Raw genomic sequence first — 18,579 nt, 5'->3', positions numbered from 1 at the left:
CTAGGCGGGACGCAGGTGTTCGCAGTCGCCGGCGTGGACGGTCCGCTCCCCGTCGTCGGTGCGGACGACGAGCGCGCCCGGGAACGCGACGTCGACGGCCTCGCCCTCGACGACGCCACCGGGCGTCTCGACCCGCACCGCGCGGCCGAGGGTGACGGCGTACTCGCGCCACGCGGGGAGGACGTCGTCGGGGTCGAGTCGCAGGTCGTGGAACGTCTCGACGATCCGCTGGCAGAACCGGCGACGGTCGGCGTCGCCTCCCGCCTCGCGCACGCTCGTCGCCGTCTCCGGCAGGTCGGCGGCCGCCACGTCGACGTTCGCGCCGATACCGACGATCAGCCACGAAATCCGGTCGGCCTCGCCCTCCATCTCGGTCAGAATTCCGGCGAGCTTTCGCTCCGACCCCGCCACCAGCACGTCGTTGGGCCACTTGATCACCGCGTCGACGCCGGCCTCGCGGCAGGCACGGGTGACGGCGACGGCCGCCGCGAGCGTGAAGATCGGCGCGTGCGCCGGCGGCCGGTCCGGCCGGACGAGGAGGCTGGCGTAGACGCCGCCGGACGGCGAGTTCCAAGTGCGGTCGAGTCGGCCCCGGCCGCCGGTCTGTTCGCCCGCGACGACGAGGACGTCCGCCGCGCCCTCGACCGCCAGTTCCCGCGCCCGGTCGTTCGTGCTGGGGAGGCGGTCGTGGTAGTCGACGGCGTAGGGCGCGTCGAGGCCGTAGGCGATGGCGTCGCCGCCGTAGTCGGGGACCGACCGGACGGCGTAGCCGTCGGCGCCGCTCTCGATTTCGAAGCCCGCCTCCCGGAGCGCCTCGACGTGCTTCCAGACGGCCGCCCGGGAGACGCCGAGGTCGTCCGCGAGCGCCGGTCCCGAAACCGGATCGTCGGCGCGGGCGAGCGCCCGGAGCAGCGCACGGCGCGTGTCGCTCATTCGAGGACGATCAACGGATCGCCCATGTCGACGCTCTCGCCCTCGCTCACGAGCACCTCGCTGACCGTGCCGCCGCCCTCGGCGACGATGTCGTTTTCCATCTTCATGGCTTCGAGGACGAGCACCACGTCGCCGGGCGCCACCTCGTCGCCGGGTTCCACGTCGACAGAGAGGATGGTCCCCTGCATCTCGGCGGTGATCCGTTCGCCCTCGCCGGCGGCGACGGCGCCGCCGTCGTCGTCGTTCGTCGCGACGTCGGGGCGCTGCATGCCGCCCCCACCGCCGCCACCCCCACCCCCACCCGACGGAATCGGGGGCGCGCCGCGCTCCTCTAAGTTCACCTCGAAGCGCTTGCCGTTCACCTCGACCGTGAACTCGCGTTCGGTCACCTCCTCGTCGTCGTCGCCGTCCGTCTCCTCGGGGCCCCAGCGTTCGACCGCCTGCTCGATACGCTCGGGATCGAGTTCCTCGTCGAGGTAGTTCGTCGTGTGCGTCCCCTCGGTGAACCGCTCGTCGGTCACCATCAGCCGGTGGAAGGGGATGACGGTGTGGAAGCCCTGGATGTCGAACTCGCGGAGGGCGCGTTCGGCGCGTGCGAGACACTCCTCGCGGTCGCTCGCGTCGACGATCAGCTTCGCGATCATCGAGTCGTAGTCGCCGCCGATGTCGTCGCCCTGACGCACCGCGTCGTCGACGCGGACGCCGATACCGCCGGCGGGGTCGTACGTCGTGAGCGTGCCCGTCGCGGGCGCGAAGTCGCGAGCGGCGTTCTCGGCGTTGATCCGGAACTCCATGGCGTGGCCCTCGATCTCCACGTCGTCCTGCGAGAAGCCGATCTCCGCGCCCGTCGCCACCTTGATCTGCTCTTTCACGATGTCGATGCCCGTGATCTCCTCGGTGACGGGGTGTTCGACCTGGATGCGCGTGTTGACCTCGAGGAAGTAGAACTCGCCGTCCTCGACGAGGAACTCGACGGTCCCGGCGTTGGTGTAGTTCGTCTCGCCGACGCCGCGGCGCGCGGCCTGCCCGATGCGTTCGCGCAGGTCGTCGGAGAGCGCGGGGCTCGGTCCCTCCTCGATCACCTTCTGGTGGCGACGCTGGAGCGAGCAGTCCCGCTCGCCGAGGTGGCGGACGTTGCCGTGTTGGTCCGCGACGATCTGGACCTCGATGTGCCGGGGCGCTTCGAGGAAGCGTTCGAGGTAGACGGAGTCGTTGTCGAAGTACGCCTCGCCCTCCCGTTTGGCCGCGGCGAGTTGGTCCTCGATCTCGTCGGGACCCTCGACGATCTTCATGCCGCGGCCGCCGCCGCCGCCCTCGGCCTTGATGGCGATGGGGTAGCCGTTCTCCTCACCGAAGGCCTCGACCTCTGCGGGGTCCTCGACGGGGTCGGTCGTCCCGGGGACGACCGGGACGCCGGCCGCCTGCATCACTTTCCGTGCTTTCGTCTTCTCGCCGAGGCGCTCCATGGCCTCGGAAGGCGGGCCGATCCACGTACATTCGCTATCCTCGACGCGCGCCGCGAAGTCGGCGTTCTCGGCCATGAACCCGTAGCCCGGGTGGATGGCGTCGGCGTCGGCCTTCCGCGCCGCTTCGAGCACCGCGTCCTGATCGAGATAGGAGTCCGCCGCCCGCGCCGGGCCGACGTTGTACGCCTCGTCGGCGTAGCGGACGTGACCCGCGTGTTTGTCGGCCTCGCTGTAGATCGCGACGGTTCGAACCCCCAGTTCCTCGCAGGCGCGCATGACACGCACCGCGATCTCGCCCCGGTTGGCGACGAGGACCTTCCTGAACATGTACCCCTGTACGACCATTTCCCCCGTTAGTGTATCGGTCGGGGTGATCGGGCATCGTTCCGTGACGATCCAAAGCGAGATGGCGGTCGAAGTCGTCGAAAGACGATTTCGTACCCGATACATCGTGACTAACTGGACGTTCGGTCGGTTCACCCCCGCGTCGGGTGTCCCGACGAATCCAAACGGCCTTATGTGAGAGAACCACACGGCTATGTAATGTCAGTACGAGTCGGCATCCTCGGTGCGACCGGCGCGGTCGGACAGCGCTTCATCCAACTTCTCGACGACCACCCGACGTTCGAACTCGCGGCGCTCACCGCGAGCGAGGACAGCGCGGGCGACCCGTACCGCGAGGCGGCGAAGTGGCGGGTCGATTCGCCCATCCCCGTCGACGTGGCGGAGATGACCGTCCGCCGGACCGAACCGGACGCCGTCCCGGACGACGTGGACCTGCTCTTCTCGTCGCTTCCCTCCAGCGTCGCCGTCGACGTCGAGGAGGACTTCGCCCGCGCGGGCTACGTCATCTCCTCGAACTCCTCGAACGACCGGCTCGCGGAGGACGTTCCCCTGACCATCCCGGAAATCAACCCCGACCACATCGACCTGATCGAGGTGCAACGCGACGAGCGCGGGTGGGACGGGGCCTTGGTGAAGAACCCGAACTGCTCGACGATCACGATGATCCCGCCGCTGGCGGCGCTGGACGGGTTCGGTCTCGAACGCGTCAACGTCTCCACCCTGCAGGCCGTCTCCGGCGCCGGCTACTCCGGCGTCACCTCCATGGAGATCATCGACAACGCCCTCCCACACATCGGCGGCGAGGAGGACAAGATGGAGACGGAGTCCCGCAAGCTGCTGGGCGAGTTCGACGGCGCCGAGGTGTCGTGGCACGACATGGAGGTCGCCGCCTCCTGTAACCGCATCCCGACCCTCGACGGCCACCTGGAGAACGCCTTCGTCGACCTGGCCGACGACCCCGACCCCAGCGAAATCGAGGACGCGATGCGGGAGTTCCCCGGTGTCGACCTGCCGAGCGCGCCCAACCAGTTGATCCACGTCTTCGACGACCCCGAGCGACCCCAGCCCCGGATGGACCGGATGCGCGGCGGGGGCATGCAGATCTGTGTCGGCGGCGTACAGGAGACGCCACAGGGTGTCAAGTTCAACTGCCTCGCGCACAACACCGTCCGCGGCGCCGCGGGCGCCAGCCTGCTGAACGGCGAACTGCTCCACGAGAACGGGTATCTCTAGTCCATCAGCCGCGCTTCGGTGAAAGAGAGGTAGGCAAGAAAGGAGAGCGCGAGCAACAGCATGCCGGCCATCATGAACACGCCCTCGTAGATGTATTTGATCACGAGGAGGACGGCACCGACGATGATCATCCGGAAGAGGAGGGTGCTCAACAGGACGGTAACGGAACTGGACACGGTCGTCTTCTGTTAGAGTGCGAACAACAAAAAGTCGCCGCCGGGGGAGAACCCCATGGCTCATTACCCCACCGGCTCGTGTGCTACCTATGAGCATCGACGAGGGGTCGGAGACGAACCCGGAGCCGGAAAGTGACGACGCGGAGCGCCCGCTGTCGGAGCGTGGCGTCGGCGACGGGCGGGAGAAACACGTCCTCGTGGTGACCGCGAGCGGCAAGGAGATCGATCACGACGAGGTGTTCCTCCGGCACACCGAGACGGAGTATCTCGTCTGTGCGGACCCCGACTTCCCACCGGGGGAGACCACGCGATACCGGAAAGAGAACATCGACCGGGTGAAGATCACCCAGCACCACTCGAACTGCTTCATCACGACGGCCGCCGCGGGCGAGGGGCCGACCCTCGACTCGCTCCGGGGATTCCGCGCCGACGTGATGACGCCCACCCGCTCCGGGCGAGCGTTGCTCCGCGTCTACGAGGCGCTCAGTCCACCGATCGCGGCGACGCTCGACCGGCATCCCGAGGCAGCGGCGACCCGACTCGTTCGGTGGCTCGTCGGCCGCTGTGGCTCGCTCGCCGATCGACGCCGAGCGTCGACCGCGGACGGCGAGCGTGCCGTGCTGTCGCTCGCGTTGATCGGTCTCTACGTCGTCGGCATCTGCGTCGCGGCGCTCGGGCACGGCTGGCTCCGTGGCCGCGAGCGGATCGCTCGCTAACTGAAGAACCGCTGGACGTTCTCTCGTGGGTCGAATCCGGACCCCGTCTCGACGACGACGTCGAAGGGACGGCCCTCGGCGACCTCCCGGAGCGACGCGGCGAGCGCGTCGGGGTCGTCCTCCTCGTGGAGGCGGACGGCGTGTGAGCGTGCCGACTCGTCGGCCGGGTAGACGGTGAGCTTCGGCCGCCCGAAGTAGCCACCACGGTGGAGGACCACCCGGTCGATGGCCCGGTAGTTCAGCCAGTGGACGGTGTCGCCCTGCAGCAACACCTCGTCGAGACCGTGCACGTCGTACACTTCCTGCATCGCGCTCGCCTCACGCCGGTGTTTCTTCGTCCCCAGCCCGAACATCGGGGTGATGTAACTGTACTCGACGATGTGGAGTCCGTCGTCCGCGAAGAACAGATCGGCGAGCCGGAGCGGGAAGGACCCGGCCATCCCGAAGTGGACGTGTAACTCAGTCTCGATGTCGGTCGTGGGAAGGTCGTCGAACTCTTCGAGATCGACTTCGAGGTCGGACGCGGACGGCGACTCGGACTCAGACGCCATCGGGTCCCTCCAGTTCGGTGCGGTAGCCCATGTAGGCGAAGAGGAACGCACCGAGAATAAAGAAGGCGCCGGTGAGCGGATTGACCTCCATGAGGACGTAGATGCCGACCGCGAGGCCGACGACGGCAGTGGCGATGGAGGCACGGAGGCGAAGCGAGTACGACTCCGAGGCGTCGTCGAGGCCGGTGCCGGAGCCGGAGTGTTCCCGCCCGACCCGTCGCTCGCCGATGTAGGTGACGATCATCAGGCCGAGACTCACGACGACGATTGCGGTTCGGGCGCCCGGCGAGAGCTCCATGCTGTAGGCCCGCTGTAAGGCGAGTGGAATACCGATTGCGATCAGTCCGCCCAGATAGATGAACAGTCGATAGGCGACCAGAAGCCGCAACAGGGTTCCGAACGGACGCGCTGCGGACTGCGTCTCGGATGCCATGCGCTCACTTGGCGATGCCGATAAATAAAAAGGGTTGGTCGGGAGCCGTTACGAGAGGAAGCCGCGCGCGGTATCCGCCCCGTCGACGGTGCCCGAGGCGTTCATCTTCCCGGTGGCCGAGCGGTACATCGTGTAGATCTGCACGACGAGCGCGAAGACCCACAGCGCGTAGCCGCCCGGACCGCTACCGACGATACCGACCGTCGTCTCGAAGGCCGGGAAGCTGAGTCCGTAGGCCTGCGGCGAGTTCAGCACCCCACCGATCAGCAGGATGGTGAAGTAGCCGAAGAAGCCGGTTGCCCACCACATCGCGATGATGCGTCCCCAGCCGGGCTGGGTGTGTTCGGGCAGCCGCGTCGAGTTCAGGATGGTGACCAGCGCGTTGTACGGCCACATCATCGCACCGGCGATTGCGGCACCGATGACGAGCAGGATCCACGGCTGCTGGAACTGCGCGACGATGATGAGGATGCCCCACAGCGTGAACAGGGTGAGCAGGCCGAGGAAGACCCGCGACAGGTCCCAGCCGGCCGACCGCCCGTACCCCTCGAAGATGATGTCCACGCTGTTGCGGACGAAGGCTTCGAGGATGGCGTACTGCGTGCTGAAGAGGGCGATGAAGATCACCACGTACATCAGCTGCTGTTGCAGTGCGCCGAGCTGCGGGATGATCACGTCGAGCCACATGTTGATGGCGCCCTGATCCGTCCCACTCGCGTACTGCGCGGAGATGGTCATCGCGACCGTCGCGACGACGAGCAGGCCGACGACGAACGTCAGGAAGTGCTCCTGCTGGGTGACCTTCCACCACTGTTTCCAGCGCAGGAGGTTCTTCTCGGTCGGTTCGAAGGTGAAGCCGCCGTGAACCTCTTCGGGTTCGGCTCCCCGAAGCGGGTTCTTGATGCGGCCTTGGTAGGTACCCATGCCGTACCCCTTCTCGCGAGCCCAGATACCCTGGGCGAGGTTGATGTACCCGCCGGCACCCGCGTAGGCGAGGCCACCGAGGAACGTCGCGATGTCCATGTTCTGCGGGAGCGCGCCGAAGTTGACGGCGCCCGCGGGGATGTTAGCGAACTGACCGACGGAGCCGGCGATGAACGCCAGCACCACGGCCCCGAAGATGGCGACGATCATCAGGATCAGTTGGGCCTTTTCGATGGCGTTGTACAGAATCGGGCCAGCCTGGTAGCTGAGCCAGATGAGCACCATCGTCACGACGCCGATGATCGCCCAGTCCTCACGGGGGACGACCCCGGTCCAGACGGCGAACACTTCTGATGCACCGGCCGCCCAGCCCGGCCACCCGACGTGGAAGAAGCCGGCGACGAGGAAGAACCACGGCCAGATGCCGTTCATCCGGTCGAACGCCCGGAAGATGCTCTCCCCGGTGGCGATGGTCCAGCGCTGAATCTCAGTGTTGATGAAGAACTGGGTGATCACACCGACCCAGAAGGCCCAATAGAGGCCCCAGCCGTTCTGGGCGACGAGCGTCGGCCAGAACATCGTCTCGCCGCTCCCGAGTGACGCACCGAGCATGATGGCGCTCGGTCCGACGAGGTGGGACACCTTCGGGACTTTCGGCATGTCGTACTTCCGGAAGCCCCATTTGCCGTCGGTCGAGGGGTACTCGCTCGTTTCGGGCGCAACCTCGAGGGCCTCGTAATCAACGTCACGATACACTGTCGCACGATACTGTTCACCGACTTCGGCGGTCGTATGGACGTCGTCCTCCGTCAACCCGCCGTCGGTTTCTACTTGTGGTTCGTCGTGGTCGTCTGTCATAATCTCCCCTTGATTTGCGGGATCATACTTCGTGGGTCATGCTACCATCGTCTGTGCGATCCATGTTATCCAGGTTTGTCATATCATAAATAATCATCGATGCGTGACAGCGTGGTTACTATTCTGGAGGCACAGAGCGAGTAACAGCCACTCAAACGCCGAATTCCGGGGATTCGGACGTAACAGAGGAAGTACCCCGATGTCGGCTACGTGTCAGTTGTCCACGATTCGGACCGTCGCGCCGGCCCCATCGGGGAGGCGTGACAACGGAGTAATGTCGTCGAGTTGCGCGACGACGTTCACCGGCGACGCCGCCCGTGGTTGGGTTCCCGTACTCGCCGGCGTCGGCCCCCAGAACAGACATACCGCGGGCCCCTGCGGCCAGTAGGCGATCGTCCCCGGTTCGACTTCGGCGCGGGCGTTCGGTTCGAGGTCGACGTTCACGGACACGTCGAAGTAGAGTTCGTCGCCCCAGCGGGCCGCCCGTCCCTCGACCGGGAGGACGTCGGCGAGCGCCCGGCGCGTCTCCGGGCTCTCCGACGCCCACGAGGCCTCGATTTCGGTGCCATCGACCGTGGCGACCAGATCCGACTCTGACATGGGCGTGCGGTCGTCACGAACCGGGATATATCCCGGGGAAAAGTGGAATCGCGGCTGCGGCTGCGGCGATCAGTTCAGCGCGTCCGCGAGCTTCTCGACCGGATGCGGCGGATGCTCGTCGTACTCGTCGCCGAGCTGCGAACGACAGGAGGCGCCCGGGGCGGTCACCACGTCGCCCGGACTCTCCTCGACTTCCTCGAACAGGAGGCTGCCGATGGCCTGCGAGATGTCGTAATGCTCCTCGTGGTAGCCGAAGGAGCCGGCCATCCCACAACAGGTCGTGTTGAGCGTGTCCACCTCGTAGCCCGCACCTTGGAGGGCGCCGACGGCGTGGTGGTCCTTGTTCGTCGCCTTCTGGTTGCAGTGGCCGTGGTAGGACAGCGACTGCGGCGGCTCGCCGAAGTCGGCCACCTCGGTCAGGCCCGTCACGTCCGCGTACTCCATGACGCCGTAGGCGGCGTCGGAGACGGCCTCCGCGGCCGGCCCGGAGAGCAGGTCGCGGTACTCGTCCTGGAACATCACGGCGTCGGACGGCTCGATGAACACGACCGACCAGCCGTTCTCGACGTCCTCGCGGAGCGCCGAGACGTTCGTCTCCGCGCGCTCACGGCAGAGGTCGAGCATCCCCGACGAGAAGGCCGCGCGCCCGGACGGCGCCACGTCATCGGGGATGCGGACGAACACGTCCGCGGCTTCGAGCACGCGGATCGCCGCCTTCCCCGCCTCGGGGTAGATGTAGTTGGTGTAGGTGTCCGGGAAGAGAAGCACCTGGTCGCGCGCGTCGCTCGGGGCGACTTTACAGCGCCCGCGACGCTCGAACCACGCTTCGAGGCTCTCGCTCGCGAAGGTGGGGAGTTCGCGCTCCCGGGAGATGCCGAGCGCCTCCTCCATCACCGCGCGCGCGCCCGGAATCTTCGGCGCGAGGTTGGAGATGGGCGCCGTCATCGACCCGAGCTTCGACAGCGTGTCGATGTTGGCGAAGACGCGTTCGCGCAGGCTGACGCCCTCCTCCTGGTGGTACTGGTGTTTGACCTCCGTCTTCAGCTTCGCCATGTCGACGCCGGTCGGGCAGTCGCTCTTACAGCCCTTGCAGCCGACACAGAGGTCCATTACCTCCTCCTGGAAGCGGTCGGAGTAGATTTCGTCCTCGTCGAGGTTGCCGCTGATGGCGGCCCGGAGCATGTTCGCGCGGCCACGCGTCGTCTGAATCTCCTCCTGACTCGCGCGGTAGGTCGGACACATCACTTCGGAGTCGGTCTGGCGGCAGGTCCCACAGCCGTTACAGAGTTCGACGAGGTGGGAGAAGCCGCCCTCGTCCTCGAAGTCGAGGGTGGTCTGCGGTTCGACCGACTTGTAGGCGGTGCCGTACCGGAGGTTCTCGCGCATGTCGGCGCCGACGCCGCGGTCCGAATCCGGCCCGATGTCCTCGGGACCGTCGCGGTAGACGACGTTGCCCGGATGCATGTGCCAGTCGGGGTCGAACGCCGTCTTCAGCTCCTTGAACGCCTGCCAGAGTTCGTCGCCGTACATCTTGGGGTTGAACTCCGTGCGCGCCATCCCGTCGCCGTGCTCGCCAGAGAACGACCCGTAGTGGTCGAGCACGAGGTCGGTTACGTCCTCCGTGATGGAGTGCATCTTCTCGATGCCCTCCCCGTCCTTGAGGTTGAGGATGGGGCGGATGTGGAGCGTCCCGCTCCCGGCGTGGGCGAAGTACGCGGCGGAGGTGTCGTGGTCCTCCAGTACCTCCTCGAACTCGAAGACGTACTCGGAGAGTTCCTCCGGCGGCACCGTCGCGTCCTCGATGAACGGGTACGGCTTGGGGTCGCCTTTCATCCCCATCAGCAGGGGGATGGCGGCCTTGCGGAGCTTCCAGATGTCGGCCTGGTCCTCCTCGGTGTAGGCCTCGATGGCGTGGAAGGCGTCCCCGTTCTCGACGAAGTATTCGTTGGTCTCCGCGATGGCCTCGTGGAAGTCGTCGGCGAGTTCGGAGTCGAACTCCAACATCAGGGCCGCCTTCGTCCCCTCCGGGATCATCTCGACGTACTGGGCGTACTCCGTCGAGTCGGCGGCGAGGGCGAACACCTCGTCGTCCATCAACTCGACCGCGCCCACGTCGAACTGGAGCGCCTCGGGCACGGCCTCCATCGTCTCGACCAGGTCGTCGAAACAGTAGAGGACGAGCGCCGTCTCCTCGGGCAGGGTGACGAGCGACACCTCGGCCTCGACGATGACGCCGAGGGTCCCCTCGGCACCGACGAAGAGCTTCGAGAGGTTGATGACCGCTTCACCCTCGTCGTTCTCGTAGATGACCTTCTGGAGGTTGTAGCCCGACACCGAGCGCTTGAGATCGGGATACTTCTCCTCGATCTCCTCCTCGTGGTCCTCGACGAGGCGGCGGGTCGTCTCGTAGATCTGGGCTTCGAGGTCGTCACCGGACACCTTCTCGTCCCACTCGTCGCTGTCGAGGACGATCTCCTCCGTGTGAATCAGCGAGCCGTCCGCGAGCACCACGTCGAGTTCCTCGGTGTAGGCGTCGGTGATGCCGTACCGAACGGAGTGTGCCCCCGTGGAGTTGTTCCCGATGCCACCGACGATGGTCGACCGATTGGAGGAGGCCGGGTCGGGGGCGAACTTCAGGCCGTACTGTTCGAGGTGGTTGTCGAGGTGGTCCTGCACGACGCCGGGCTGGACGACCGCCCGCTGGCCGTCGGGATCGACGTCGACGATGTCGTCCATGTATCGCGTGAAGTCGACGACGACACAGCCCGGTCCGACCGTCTGACCGCCGAGCGACGATCCGGTGCCGCGTGGCAGGATCGGCACGCCGTGTTCGGCCGCCGTCTCGACCGTGTGCTGGACGTCCTCGATCGTCTGCGGCAGGACGACCCCGGCCGGCTCCGCCTGGTAGATGCTCCCGTCCGTCGCGTACAGCACCTGCGCGTACTTGTCGAAGGAAACGTCACCGCGGACTCCCGCCCGTAGGTCCTCGGCGAGCGCCTGATACTCCTCCGCATCGGGATGCTCGTGCCCCAGGGAGTCGGCTGAGGTCTCTAATCCCGTTGATCGTTCATCAATGGCCATGCGTCGCACACCGGACTCAGCAGGTATAAGTCCTACGTTGCGGAGATGGTCGACTCTCGGCGCCGTCCCCCGATTTTACACGAACGTTCGGGAGTAATTGTTGCCGCGTTCGATAGGTGATCACACGCCGCACTCTCCCGACCGTGGGACAGCTTCGGGATGACCAGTCGGTCGCGAGTGGTTGCCAATGACAATAGGTACCATCACACAAAAATTCGCGATCGATGCTACAGGTACGACTTGTCGATGCCGGCACCGATGGTGTAGTTCGGGTCGACCATGTTGCCGAGGCGGACGTGGCCCACCTGCGTGAGGAGCATGTACGCCTCCATCTCGTCGAAGCCGTAGTCGTCCGCCATCCACGTCACCAGATCGGCGTACGCCGCCCGCGCCGCGTCCTCCATCGGACGGGCGCTCCCGATGCTCATGACGAAGTCGTCGGATTCGAGCCGCGGCCACTCCAGTTCCCAGTCCTCGATCAGATCGACCGTGATCGTCGTGTTGGTGGGGTGTTCCAAGGCGACACCACAGAGTTCGCCGTCACCCTGTGCCGCGTGACAGTCGCCGAGGTAGACGTAGCCACCGTCGACTTCGACGGGGAGGTAGATGGTGTTGCCCGGCCGGACGTCGGGCAGGTCCATGTTGCCCCCGTGTTTGAACGGCGTCAGCGCGTTCACCGAGTCGATCTTCGGCGACGTGCTGATCGTGCCGACGAAGGGTTCGTAGGGGATGGTGATGTCGTCGTTCCAGACGGTGCCGTCCGTCGTCACCTCGAGTTTCTTGACGATCTCCGGCAACGGCTCGTGGAGCATCGCCGTCCGGTCGGTGGTCGAGAGGCCGCCGAAGTGCGGAACCGTACAGGTCGTCCCCCGGGGCTGTGGGCCGCGGGGTTCGATCTCGTCGATGGTGATCGCGAGTGCGTCCCCCGGCGTGGCACCCTCTACGTAGATCGGCCCGTTCTGGGGGTTGAGGTTGTCGCCCAGCACCTCGCTCGGGAGGTCGTCTTCCGTCTCGATGGCGCCCTCGAAGGCGTCGTGGGTCTCGACCTCGACGGTGTCGCCGGGGGCGACCTCGAGGACTGGATCGGGGTACGGCCCGACCGTGTAGTGGTACTCGCCCTGAACGCCTTCGGTGAGTTCGTGTGTCGTCACGGTGTGTGAGCGACGAATTTACGCTCGTATCGGATAATAATTTCCTACGTTGCAATTTTGTGTGCTAAAAGTGGCCGTAACCGATTTTATATATGGATTTCAGTTCCTCATCGTCAAATACTATTCGAGGGGAGAGCGTGGATATCGTCGTTCTCGACGAGCGGTGGGTCGACCCGACTCAGCCATCTTTTTGTCGTCGTGTCACCCTCTTCGGGACGCAATGAACCTGATTCACGTCTGTCTGAACGTCGCCGACGCCGACGAGTCCATCGAGTTCTACGAGCAGTTCGGCTTCGAGGAGTCGTGGTCGTTCGAGACGCCGGACGGCGAGACGGAGAACCGCTACGTCGCGGACCCCGACGGCGTCGAGATTCAACTCTCCGAAACCGAGGGTGAGACGGCGTTCGAACAGGGTACCGCGTGGGACCACCTCGCCCTCGGCGTCGACGACGTGGACGCCACGTTCGAGGACATCGACCACTACGGCGTCGTCGAGGAACCCGGCGATCAGCCCGCGGCCGGCGCCCGCACCGCGTTCGTGAAGGACCCGGACGGCCACGTCGTCGAACTCGTCGAACCGCTCGAATAGCGGGTCGTGCGCCCGCCGCTCACACCCGGCGAAGCGTCTTTTCCCTCCCGGTGCCTCCATCCGGTATGACCGACGATCCGACCGGCTGGCCGACGCGCCGTGCCGTCCTCGCCGGCGGCGTCTCGATGCTCGGTGCGGGGTGTCTGGGGAGTGCCGGTGGCGGGGGCGGGAACGGCGGCGGAGACGAGGGGGGCGGCGATACCCCCACCCTCGCCGACCACCCGGTCGGCGGGAACCTCGACGCCCAGCCGCGACTCGGTCCCGAACCCACCACGGCGGCGGGGACCATCGTCGCCTTCGAGGACCCCTCCTGTCCACGGTGTGCAGCCTTCGAGAAGCAGACGGTCCCGAAGATCAAGTCGGAACTCGTCGACCCCGGCGACGCGGCCTACGTCGTCCGGACGGCTCCGCTCGTCTACCCGTGGGGCGAGCCGGCGATTCACGCGCTCGAAGCCACGTACGCCCGCGACGCCGACGCCTTCTGGGCGCTTCTCGGTCACTACTTCGCCGAGCAGGACGCCTTCGACACCGGAAACGTGCTGGATCGGACGGAGACGTTCCTGTCGGCCGAAACCGACGTGGACGGCGCGGCGGTGGCCGCCGACGCCGAGAGCGGAGCGTCCGACGACGCCGTTGGCGTGGACGTCGACGCCGCCGAGGCGGCGGACGTGAGCGGCACCCCCACCGTCTTCCTGTTCCGCGACGGCGAGTATCGAACGCGCGTGACGGGATCGGTGAGCTTCGACCTCGTCAGGCAGTCGCTCGGACTGTGATCTCGCTTCCCACCCGCGTCGCCGACTGGCGGTTGATGGGACGGACCACGCGACTCGTCCTCGCCGGCCCGGTTTACGCCGCCGTCGCCGTCGTCGCCGCCGCCGTTGCCCTCACGGGCTTCGTCCTCTCGCAGAACCTGCCCTTCACCGCCGACGCCCTCGCGGGGCGCGTGCCGGCCGCGGCCCTCCTCGAACTCTACCCGTTCGTGGGCATCTCGTACGACCCGGTGACGGGGACCGTGTTGCTCCTCGTCTCCTTCCTCGTCGGCGTCGACATCGCGCTCGTCGCCTACCACGTCCGCGAACACCGCCTCTCGGCGGAGGGGGGCGGCGGGAGCCTGCTCGGCGTCCTCCTCGGGACGCTCGGCGCGGGGTGTGCCGCCTGCGGATCGGCCATCCTCGCCGGCGTCCTCTCCCTGTTCGGCGCCGCGGGGCTGGTGACGCTCCTGCCGCTCGACGGGCTGGAGTTCGCGCTGCTGGCGCTCGCCGCGCTCGTCCTCTCCATCCACTGGCTGGCCGACGGGATGCGCGGGGGCGAGATTCGCGGCTGTCCGGTCGATCTGCAAAAATAGGAAGTCGGGAGAGCGAAACGCCGAGTTACAGGATGCCGGCCGCGCGGGCCTTGGCGACGATGTCCTGCGCCATCTTGTTGGTGGCCTCGTCGACCATCTGGCCGTCGACGGAGACGGCGCCCTTGCCTTCCTCCATCGCCTCGGCGTAGGCGTCGACGATGCGCTCGGCGCGTTCGGCGACCTCGGGGTCGGGCGCGAACACTTCGTTGCCGATTTCGATCTGACTCGGGTGGATGGCCCACTTGCCGTCACAGCCGAGCATGTTGGCGCGCTCCGCGGACGTGCGGAAGCCGTCGGGGTCGTCGATGTCAGCGTACGGGCCGTCCATGCAGGGGAGGCCGGCGCTCTTCGCGGCGGAGTTACACTCCGAGAGCGCGTGGTGCCAGTAGTGGCCGGGGTACTCGGGGAACTGCCCGATGTCGAGCCCGGGCGTGCCCATCGCGGCGGAGTAGTCGCCGGGACCGAAGATGATCGAGGAGAGCCGGTCGGAGGCGTGGGCGATCTCGTAGACGTTGTGGATGCCGTCGCCGTCCTCGATCTGGGGTTCGAGGCCGATGGCGCCGACTTCCAGCCCGTTGTTCTCCTCGACCTGTTCGAGCAGGTTCTCGACGGTGTGGATGTCGCTCGGGCCGGCGACCTTCGGGATGATGATGTCGTCGATCCCCTCGCCGACGGCGCCGACGACCTCGATGATGTCGTCGTACCACCACTGGGTGTCGATGCCGTTCATCCGGTACGACAGGATCTTGTCGGACCAGTCGTGCTCCTCGACGGCCTCGATGAGCGGCTGGCGGGCCTCCACCTTCGCGTTGGGCGCCACGGAGTCTTCCAGGTCCAGGAAGACTTCGTCCGCGTCGCTCCGCGAAGCACTCTCCATGAAGTCAGGGTCGCTGGCCGGCGTCGCGAGCTGCGTGCGCCGAAGTTCGACGTCTTCAGACATGATTTCTACCACCCATAAAAGCCGCTCGCTGACAGATAAAGATTCCTTAGTATCCGTATTTTCGGGGGCTGACGTACGTGATTTCGTTCGTTGTCGACAATGGTCGAATGGAAAACGATATCCTCCGCGGCGGCGCCCCGACCCGGACCGCAGACTGAACGCTTTTAGGCTCGCCGGGTAGAGGTACGCCCAATGAGCGAGTACGACTACGAGGCGCTCGGCCTCGTCGCGGGGCTGGAGATCCACCAGCAACTCGACACCGCGACGAAGCTGTTCTGTGCGTGCCCGACCGAGCGTCGGGAACCCGAGGAATCGAGTCGGACCTTCTCCCGGTATCTCCACCCGACCAAGAGCGAACTCGGCGAACTCGACGAGGCGGCGGTGGAGGAGAGCCGCGTCGACCGCGAGTTCGAGTATCTCGCCTTCGACACCACCTGTCTGGTCGAGGAGGACGACGAACCACCTCACCGCATCGACGACGAGGCCCTCGACGTGGCGCTGCAGATCGCCGCCTTGCTCGACATGACCGCGGTCGATCAGGCCCACGTGATGCGGAAGATCGTCGTCGACGGCTCCAACACCTCCGGCTTCCAGCGAACGGCGCTGGTGGGACAGGACGGCGAAATCGAGACGAGCGAGGGGCCCGTCGGCGTCGAGGACCTCCTCCTCGAGGAGGAGAGCGCCGGTCGCGTCGAGGAGACGGCGGCGGGCGTCCGCTTCAGCCTCGACCGCCTCGGCATCCCGCTGGTCGAAATCGGGACGAAACCGGACATCTCCTCGCCCGCGCAGGCCCGCGAGGCCGCCGAGCGCATCGGGATGCTCCTGCGCTCGACCGGGTCGGTCAAGCGCGGCCTCGGCACTATCCGCCAGGACGTGAACGTCTCCATCGCCGACGGGGCCCGCGTCGAGATCAAGGGCGTGCAGGCGCTCGACGAGATCGAGGAGATCGTCCGGCTGGAGGTGGGCCGACAGGTCGAACTCCTCGACATCGCCGACGAACTCCGGCGGCGCGACGCGTCGGTCGGGGACACGCAGGACGTGAGTGCGGTGTTCGAGGACACCGACAGCGGGGTGATCCGCGGTGCCCTGAACTCGGGCGGCCACGTCACCGCTGTTCCCCTCTACGGCTTCGACGGCCTCGTCGGCCGCGAGATCCAGCCCGACCGCCGCCTCGGCACCGAATGCTCCGACCACGCCAAGCGCCACGGCGCCGGCGGGATCTTCCACACCGACGAACTCCCGGCGTACGGCGTGACCGAGGACGAAGTGGCGGCCCTCCGCGACGCCGTCGGAGCCGGTCCCGACGACGCCGTCGCCATCGTCGCCGACGACCCCGAGACGGCCGAGTTAGCCATCGAAGCCGTCGCCGAGCGCGCCGAGACGGCAATCGAGGGCGTCCCGGAGGAGACCCGCGACGCGACCCCCGAGGGGACCACCCGCTACCTCCGTCCCCTCCCCGGCGCGGCGCGGATGTACCCCGAGACGGACGTGCCGCCCGTCGAACTCGACCCCACGGACGTGGACCTGCCGGAGCTGCTGACCGAGAAGGTCGAGCGCTATCAGGGCGACTACGACTTAGACGCCGGCCTCGCGGAACAGGTGGCCTACGGCCGCCGGATGCCCCTCTTCGAGTCCGTCGTCGAGGCGGGCGTCGACGCCACCTTCGCCGCCGGCGTGCTGGAGGGGACGCTGACCGAACTCCGCCGCGACGACGTGCCGGTCGAGCGCCTCACCGACGACCACCTGCGCGAGGTGCTCCTACTCGTCGAGGACGGCGACCTCGCGAAGGAGGGAGTCGAGCAAGTGCTGTCGACGCTCGCCGAGAACCCCGACCTCTCCGCCGACGAAGCCGTCGAGGAAGCCGGCCTCGCCGGTGTCTCCGAGGCCGAGGTGCGCGAGGCGGTGAGCGAGGTGGTCGAGCGAAACGCCGAACAGGTCGAGAGCGAAGGGATGGGCGCCTTCTCCGCGCTCATGGGCGAGTGCATGGGTGCGCTCCGCGGGAAGGCCGACGGCGAAATCGTCAGCGACGTGCTCCGCGAAGAGATCGGCAAGCGGACGTAGCGCGCTCGGTTCGCCGGACCAGACGTGGGACGAAAATGCACAATTCTAATGCGGAAACGGCGGTTTTTCGAACGACTGACGCCGCTCACGCATCCACCATTAAGTAGCTCTGAATGGTAATTTGCAGTATGTACCAGACAGTACCAGCGATAATCGCCGGTCGATCCGTCCCGCAAGGGACGAACACGAGCGTCGCGGGGGGAGACTGACCGTGGCGTCGGACGGCCTCGATACGCGGACGCTCGTCCTGTTGCTCGTCGCGGCGGTGATTCTGCTGCCGCTGTTGACGATGGGGCTGGGCGGCGGGATGATGGGTGGCGGAATGATGGGCGGCGGGATGTGGGGCGGCCACATGTGGAGCGACGGGGGGGTGTCCGGCTGGTGGCTGCTCGTCGGTCTCTTGGGTCGTGTCCTCACTCTCCTCGTCGTCGTGGGTGTGGGCTATCTCATCTACCGCGCACTGACGGAGTCGGACGAGGGGATTGACGAGGCGATGGACGAACTCCGACTCGCGTACGCCCGCGGCGACATCGACGACGAGGAGTACGAACGCCGACGGAAGACGCTCGAACGGGACGAGCGCTGATCAGTTTTGCGCCGGCGTGCGCGACGGGCATTCGACGCCCGTGATTTCGAAGCGGGTGCCGCCCGCCTCGCTCTCGGTCACTGTGACCGACCAGCCGCGGGCGTCGACGATGTGCTGGACGGTGGTGAGGCCGACGCCCGTGCCTTCGGCCGCGGTGGGGTAGCCGCTGTCGAAGACGGTGTCGCGATCGGTCTCGGGGATGCCGGAGCCGTCGTCGAGACCGGCAATCAAGGGGTTCGACGCGATGTCGATCGGCCCGAGGACCTAGATGCGGTGTGATCCGTTCGGTGGTACACCACCGAAACGTAGCGGATACCGGAACGGGATCGGACATGTGGCCCTCGATCCGACCCCGACAGCGGAGTTCCCAACGATCGCTACGTCCCGATGGTCTCGGCCGCGAACACGACGGTACGAGAGGGAAAACAGTTTTGCCCTCGAAGTCGTTATGTCATACTCAACATATCGTCGTGAGAAACGATACCACGGAACACTCATGATGGGACCACGATCACGGCGTGCATTCCTCGGGACGATGGCCGGTGCATTCGCGCTGGGCGCCGGCTGTGGGCGGTCCGGACGAACGGGAAC

At 66.6% G+C, this 18,579-nt stretch carries 17 protein-coding genes and 1 pseudogene; 7 read left to right on the top strand and 11 right to left on the bottom strand.

All coding sequences use genetic code 11. From position 1 onward, the window contains the following. A complete protein-coding gene (locus DU484_RS10870) occupies nucleotides 1–933 on the bottom strand; it encodes a biotin--[acetyl-CoA-carboxylase] ligase (RefSeq protein WP_114586067.1) in 933 nt (310 codons plus the stop codon). After that, the gene (locus DU484_RS10865) at nucleotides 930–2,726 is read right to left on the bottom strand and encodes an acetyl-CoA carboxylase biotin carboxylase subunit (protein ID WP_114606773.1); all 1,797 of its coding nucleotides are present in this window, start codon (nucleotides 2,724–2,726) and stop codon (nucleotides 930–932) included. The genes DU484_RS10870 and DU484_RS10865 overlap by 4 nt, the downstream gene beginning before the upstream one ends. 216 nt (nucleotides 2,727–2,942) lie before the next feature. Between DU484_RS10865 and asd the strand changes: the two genes are divergently transcribed. Next, on the top strand, nucleotides 2,943–3,977 hold the full coding sequence (gene asd, locus DU484_RS10860; RefSeq protein ID WP_114586066.1) for an aspartate-semialdehyde dehydrogenase: 1,035 nt from the start codon (nucleotides 2,943–2,945) through the stop codon (nucleotides 3,975–3,977). Here asd and DU484_RS10855 read toward each other — a convergent pair. Further along, nucleotides 3,974–4,153: a hypothetical protein gene (locus tag DU484_RS10855; protein ID WP_114586065.1), complete on the bottom strand. Its 180-nt coding sequence runs from the start codon at nucleotides 4,151–4,153 to the stop codon at nucleotides 3,974–3,976. The two genes, asd and DU484_RS10855, sit on opposite strands and share 4 nt — an antisense overlap. Nucleotides 4,154–4,242: 89 nt before the next feature. On the opposite strand from DU484_RS10855, the gene DU484_RS10850 reads away from it, so the two are divergent. Continuing rightward, nucleotides 4,243–4,869 (top strand): CFI-box-CTERM domain-containing protein, encoded by a 627-nt coding sequence (locus tag DU484_RS10850; protein ID WP_114605900.1) that lies wholly within the window; start codon nucleotides 4,243–4,245, stop codon nucleotides 4,867–4,869. Here the strand turns inward: DU484_RS10850 and DU484_RS10845 are convergent. From DU484_RS10845 to DU484_RS10820, 6 genes are all read right to left on the bottom strand, one after another. Further along, a complete protein-coding gene (locus tag DU484_RS10845) occupies nucleotides 4,866–5,420 on the bottom strand; it encodes a hypothetical protein (protein WP_114586063.1) in 555 nt (184 codons plus the stop codon). The genes DU484_RS10850 and DU484_RS10845 overlap by 4 nt on opposite strands. Next, the gene (locus DU484_RS10840) at nucleotides 5,410–5,853 is read right to left on the bottom strand and encodes a hypothetical protein (protein WP_114605899.1); all 444 of its coding nucleotides are present in this window, start codon (nucleotides 5,851–5,853) and stop codon (nucleotides 5,410–5,412) included. Before DU484_RS10840 ends, DU484_RS10845 begins: the two co-directional genes overlap by 11 nt. 48 nt (nucleotides 5,854–5,901) lie before the next feature. After that, nucleotides 5,902–7,635, bottom strand: coding sequence for an Nramp family divalent metal transporter (locus DU484_RS10835; protein ID WP_114605898.1), 1,734 nt, complete (start codon nucleotides 7,633–7,635; stop codon nucleotides 5,902–5,904). A 213-nt stretch (nucleotides 7,636–7,848) separates the two neighbouring features. After that, nucleotides 7,849–8,235, bottom strand: a complete 387-nt coding sequence (locus tag DU484_RS10830; protein WP_114605897.1) for a cyclophilin-like fold protein — start codon at nucleotides 8,233–8,235, stop codon at nucleotides 7,849–7,851. 69 nt (nucleotides 8,236–8,304) lie between these two features. After that, a complete protein-coding gene (locus tag DU484_RS10825) occupies nucleotides 8,305–11,316 on the bottom strand; it encodes an FAD-binding and (Fe-S)-binding domain-containing protein (RefSeq protein ID WP_114586059.1) in 3,012 nt (1,003 codons plus the stop codon). A 227-nt stretch (nucleotides 11,317–11,543) separates the two neighbouring features. Further along, the gene (locus DU484_RS10820) at nucleotides 11,544–12,467 is read right to left on the bottom strand and encodes an acetamidase/formamidase family protein (protein ID WP_222844833.1); all 924 of its coding nucleotides are present in this window, start codon (nucleotides 12,465–12,467) and stop codon (nucleotides 11,544–11,546) included. 220 nt (nucleotides 12,468–12,687) lie between these two features. Here DU484_RS10820 and DU484_RS10815 point away from each other — a divergent pair, with 220 nt between their 5' ends. The 3 genes from DU484_RS10815 to DU484_RS10805 all read left to right on the top strand — a co-directional run bounded on the left by DU484_RS10815 (nucleotide 12,688) and on the right by DU484_RS10805 (nucleotide 14,401). Next, nucleotides 12,688–13,056: a VOC family protein gene (locus tag DU484_RS10815; RefSeq protein WP_114586057.1), complete on the top strand. Its 369-nt coding sequence runs from the start codon at nucleotides 12,688–12,690 to the stop codon at nucleotides 13,054–13,056. A gap of 65 nt (nucleotides 13,057–13,121) precedes the next feature. Continuing rightward, nucleotides 13,122–13,829 (top strand): DsbA family protein, encoded by a 708-nt coding sequence (locus DU484_RS10810; protein WP_187347691.1) that lies wholly within the window; start codon nucleotides 13,122–13,124, stop codon nucleotides 13,827–13,829. Nucleotides 13,830–13,864: 35 nt separating this feature from the next. After that, the gene (locus DU484_RS10805) at nucleotides 13,865–14,401 is read left to right on the top strand and encodes a hypothetical protein (RefSeq protein WP_114587241.1); all 537 of its coding nucleotides are present in this window, start codon (nucleotides 13,865–13,867) and stop codon (nucleotides 14,399–14,401) included. Between the two features lie 25 nt (nucleotides 14,402–14,426). On the opposite strand, the gene DU484_RS10800 is transcribed toward DU484_RS10805, so the two are convergent. Next, nucleotides 14,427–15,341 carry an HpcH/HpaI aldolase/citrate lyase family protein gene (locus DU484_RS10800; RefSeq protein ID WP_114586056.1) on the bottom strand — a complete coding sequence of 305 codons (915 nt, stop codon included), beginning with the start codon at nucleotides 15,339–15,341 and terminating at the stop codon, nucleotides 14,427–14,429. Nucleotides 15,342–15,533: 192 nt separating this feature from the next. Between DU484_RS10800 and gatE the strand changes: the two genes are divergently transcribed. Beyond that, on the top strand, nucleotides 15,534–17,402 hold the full coding sequence (gene gatE / locus DU484_RS10795; RefSeq protein ID WP_114605896.1) for a Glu-tRNA(Gln) amidotransferase subunit GatE: 1,869 nt from the start codon (nucleotides 15,534–15,536) through the stop codon (nucleotides 17,400–17,402). Between the two features lie 211 nt (nucleotides 17,403–17,613). Next, complete coding sequence (locus DU484_RS10790) at nucleotides 17,614–17,988, top strand: SHOCT domain-containing protein (protein ID WP_245957235.1); 375 nt, start codon at nucleotides 17,614–17,616, stop codon at nucleotides 17,986–17,988. Here DU484_RS10790 and DU484_RS10785 read toward each other — a convergent pair. Then, nucleotides 17,989–18,204, bottom strand: a pseudogene (locus DU484_RS10785) (sensor histidine kinase); the annotation flags it as partial. Between the last annotated feature and the right edge of the window lie 375 nt (nucleotides 18,205–18,579).

It is taken from the genome of Haloplanus rubicundus (assembly GCF_003342675.1).
Lineage (GTDB): Archaea > Halobacteriota > Halobacteria > Halobacteriales > Haloferacaceae > Haloplanus > Haloplanus rubicundus.
The sequence above is the reverse complement of the archived record's forward strand: the minus strand, read 5'-3'. Positions and strand labels throughout refer to the sequence as shown.

Coding starts and splice junctions, on each gene's coding strand:
- DU484_RS10870 (WP_114586067.1), bottom strand. CDS start 933: ATGAGCGACACGCGCCGTGCGCTGCTCCGGGCGCTCGCCCGCGCCGAC.
- DU484_RS10865 (WP_114606773.1), bottom strand. CDS start 2,726: ATGTTCAGGAAGGTCCTCGTCGCCAACCGGGGCGAGATCGCGGTGCGT.
- asd (WP_114586066.1), top strand. CDS start 2,943: ATGTCAGTACGAGTCGGCATCCTCGGTGCGACCGGCGCGGTCGGACAG.
- DU484_RS10850 (WP_114605900.1), top strand. CDS start 4,243: ATGAGCATCGACGAGGGGTCGGAGACGAACCCGGAGCCGGAAAGTGAC.
- DU484_RS10845 (WP_114586063.1), bottom strand. CDS start 5,420: ATGGCGTCTGAGTCCGAGTCGCCGTCCGCGTCCGACCTCGAAGTCGAT.
- DU484_RS10840 (WP_114605899.1), bottom strand. CDS start 5,853: ATGGCATCCGAGACGCAGTCCGCAGCGCGTCCGTTCGGAACCCTGTTG.
- DU484_RS10835 (WP_114605898.1), bottom strand. CDS start 7,635: ATGACAGACGACCACGACGAACCACAAGTAGAAACCGACGGCGGGTTG.
- DU484_RS10830 (WP_114605897.1), bottom strand. CDS start 8,235: ATGTCAGAGTCGGATCTGGTCGCCACGGTCGATGGCACCGAAATCGAG.
- DU484_RS10825 (WP_114586059.1), bottom strand. CDS start 11,316: ATGGCCATTGATGAACGATCAACGGGATTAGAGACCTCAGCCGACTCC.
- DU484_RS10815 (WP_114586057.1), top strand. CDS start 12,688: ATGAACCTGATTCACGTCTGTCTGAACGTCGCCGACGCCGACGAGTCC.
- DU484_RS10810 (WP_187347691.1), top strand. CDS start 13,122: ATGACCGACGATCCGACCGGCTGGCCGACGCGCCGTGCCGTCCTCGCC.
- DU484_RS10805 (WP_114587241.1), top strand. CDS start 13,865: ATGGGACGGACCACGCGACTCGTCCTCGCCGGCCCGGTTTACGCCGCC.
- DU484_RS10800 (WP_114586056.1), bottom strand. CDS start 15,341: ATGTCTGAAGACGTCGAACTTCGGCGCACGCAGCTCGCGACGCCGGCC.
- gatE (WP_114605896.1), top strand. CDS start 15,534: ATGAGCGAGTACGACTACGAGGCGCTCGGCCTCGTCGCGGGGCTGGAG.